This is a genomic window from Nitratidesulfovibrio sp. 1201_IL3209, assembly GCF_036763125.1.
Classification (GTDB): Bacteria; Desulfobacterota; Desulfovibrionia; order Desulfovibrionales; family Desulfovibrionaceae; genus Cupidesulfovibrio.
On record NZ_JBAIYT010000066.1, the window covers coordinates 1 to 3,080 of the forward strand.

General features: G+C 68.4%; 1 protein-coding gene and 2 pseudogenes. 1 reads left to right on the forward strand and 2 read right to left on the reverse strand.

Annotation, left to right across the window (positions count from 1 at the left end; translation table 11 throughout):
* Positions 1 to 76, reverse strand: a pseudogene (locus tag V6B97_RS17015) (IS1595 family transposase); the annotation flags it as partial.
* A 195-nt stretch (positions 77 to 271) separates the two neighbouring features.
* A complete protein-coding gene (locus V6B97_RS17020; protein ID WP_333507704.1) occupies positions 272 to 2,806 on the reverse strand; it encodes a DNA topoisomerase 3 in 2,535 nt (844 codons plus the stop codon).
* Between the two features lie 188 nt (positions 2,807 to 2,994).
* Here V6B97_RS17020 and V6B97_RS17025 point away from each other — a divergent pair.
* Positions 2,995 to 3,080: pseudogene (locus V6B97_RS17025) on the forward strand (IS1595 family transposase); the annotation flags it as partial.

A 3,080-nucleotide genomic window follows, 5' to 3' on the forward strand; every position in this document is an offset into this window, starting at 1 on the left:
TGGCATCAATATCGATGCAAAAGCATTCAGCAATTTTTCCGATTTTGTAGCGGCTTAATTTGCTGTTTTTAAACATGATTCTAGCCTATCAGGGCTTGGCCTGATGGTCTAGAGCCTTTGAAATTTCCCGAAAGAAATCGTCCCGGCCATACGGCATGGCGCCGGACGGGGGAAGGCGCCCGCGTTGAAAGCGGGAAACGGAGGCGCGGGCCGGTGGCGGCCGGGTGGCCGGAAACGCGCGGGGTATGGGCGGCGTGGCGGCGCGATGGTTCTAGATGTCGGAGGCGGGGGCGGCTTCGGGCGCGTCAGGTGTGCCCGGTGCGGCGTCGGATGCCATGTCTGGTGCAGTGTCACCGGGAGCCGCCGAACTGGCCGGTCCCTCCGGCGTCATGTCCGGAACCGGGAGCGGTCTATCGGGCACGAATTCGGGGCGCAGGCGGCCCCCCTTCAGCATCAGATGCGCCCGGAATCCCTTGCCCTGGCGCGAGGTGAAGTCCATGGCCTGCGCGGTGCGGCCGGTGGCCAGCAGTTCGCGCGCCGTGGCGTCGTCCAGTTCGCGGCCGAAGGTGGTGCGCCAGAGGATGAACGGGCAGCGCCCGCCGTTGGCGGCGACGGGTTCCGTGGCGTTGCCGTTGGCCCCATCCCGCGCGGCGTCTTCCGCACCGGCCTTCTTCGCGCCGCGTCTGGCGCGCGCGGTTTCCTGCTCCGCCCCGTCTTCCGCATCGGGCGCGCCCCCCGATGGCTTGCCGCGCTTCTTTCCGGAAGGGGCGGGCGGCTGCCCGGTGCAGGCCCAGCCGCGCGGGGTTTCGCGCACCTCTCCGCCGCACAGGGGGCACAGGCCGTCGGGCGTTCGGGCGTGGCGTTCGGCCGCCGCGTCCAGCAACCGGTCCAGGTTGCGCCCGCCCACCCGCTTGATGCGGTGCACGCCGTGCCACACGCTTTCGCGTATCCCGTGCATGAACTGCGGATAGGTGGCCTTGCCCGCCTCCATGTCCTTGAGGGCCTTCTCCCACGTGCCGGTCAGTTCGGGCGAGGCCACGTCGGGCAGCAACGCCTCGATGACCTCGGCCACCTGCATGCCCCGGTCGGTGGCCATGAGCCGCTTGCCCTGCTTGCCCGCGTAGCCGCGCTGGAGCAGCGTTTCGATGATCTGGGCGCGGGTGGCGGGGGTGCCCAGGCCGCGTTCCTTCATGGCCTGGCGCAACTCCTCGTCTTCCACCAGCTTTCCGGCGGTTTCCATGGCCGCCAGCAGGGACGCATCCGTGTAGTGGGCCGGGGCCTTGGTCTGGCGCTTCACCCGGCGGATGTCCTGCGTATGCAGCCTGACGCCCTTGCGCAGAGGCGGCAGGGGGGTGTCTTCCGCCGCGCGCCACGGCTCCACGGCCAGCCAGCCCTTTTCCCTGAACACCTTGCCCCGCGCGATGAAGGCGTGCTCGCCCACCTTCACCGTGACCGTGGAGGTGGAGAATTTGGCCTCGGCGCAGAAGGCGGCGATGAACCGGCGGCAGATCATCTCGTAGACCTGCCGTTCCGCCTGCGAGAGGCGGGCCGGGTCGCCCTTGCGGGCGGTGGGGATGATGGCGTGATGGTCGGTGACCTTGCGGTCGTCCACGCAGGCGAATCTGGCCTTGCCGGACTTGATGCGCGTGACGGCCAGCATGGTCTCGTCCGGGTACAGGTGGTGGATGGCCCGGAAGTGGTTCAGGATTTCCGCGAACAGTTCCCTGGTCAGGTGGCGGGAGTCGGTACGCGGGTAGGTGATCAGCTTGTGCGTTTCGTACAGCGCCTGGGCGTGGCCCAGGGTGTCCTTGGCGGACAGGCCGAAGCGGGTGTTGGCTTCGCGTTGCAGGGTGGTCAGGTCGAAGGGCAGGGGAGGCTGCTGGCTGCCCGCCTTGCTGGCCACCGATTCCACCACGCCCTCGCGTCCGGCGCAGGCGGCGGCGATGGCGGCGGCCTCGTCCTCGCTGTCCACGCGGGTTTCGCGCAGTTCCGGCGGGCGGTGCCATACGGCGGGAAAGGTGTCCGGCGCGTCCGGGGAAGCGGCGGGCGTGTCCGGGGAAGTGGCGGACGTGCCGGAAGGCGCACCGGAGGCGGCCGCATCGTCCTGTGCGGCGCGTCCCCTGGCGCCGCCGCCGGGGGCGAACATCCCCTCCACGGTCCAGAAATCCTGCGGCACGAACTGCTCGATCTCGCGGCGGCGGGCGGCCAGCAGGCACAGCACCGGGGTCTGCACGCGCCCCACGGAGACGAGGCCGCCGGTCTTCACCGTGAACAGGCGTGAATAGTTCATGCCCACCAGCCAGTCGGCCTCGGCGCGGGCAAAGGAGGCCAGCCCCAGGTTGCGCTTTTCCGCGTCGGGCAGCAGGCGGGCCAGGCTCTTGCGCAGGCCTTCTTCGGTCATGTCGCTGGCCCACAGGCGGCGCACGGGCTTGGCGCATTGGGCCATCAGGTAGATGCGCCGGAAGATCAGTTCGCCCTCGCGCCCGGCGTCGGTGGCGTTGATGACCCCGGTGACGCGCTCGTCGGTCAGCAGGCGGCGCAGCACGGCGAACTGGTCCGCCGTCTCCGGCAGCACCCGCAGCCGGAAGCGCGGCGGCAGCATGGGCAACTGGTCCAAGGTCCAGCGGCCCGCCCAGGCCGGGTCCTGCTCCTCCGGCTCGGCGATGCCCACCAGATGACCCACGGCCCAGCTGACCAGATGGTCCGGACCTTCCAGAAAGCCCGCGCGGCGCTGCACGGCGCCCACAAGGGGGGCCAGTTCGCGCGCAACGGAGGGCTTTTCGGCGATGATCAGGGTCTTGGACATGTGCGTGGTGAAGATGCCGGAGGATGAAGGGTTGCCGGTGCGGAGCCGGGGTTAGGGCGGGCGGAACGGGGTGCCTCCTCGGGACGGCGGCGTGACCCGCCCCGGCGGTCGATGGCGTTTTTTCCTGGGGCTGTTTCCAAATTAGGTTGGCTCTAGACCATCAGGCCAAGCCCTGATAGGCTAGAATCATGTTTAAAAACAGCAAATTAAGCCGATACAAAACCGGAAAAATTGCTGAATGCTTTTGCATCGATATTGATGCCACCAAAACGGC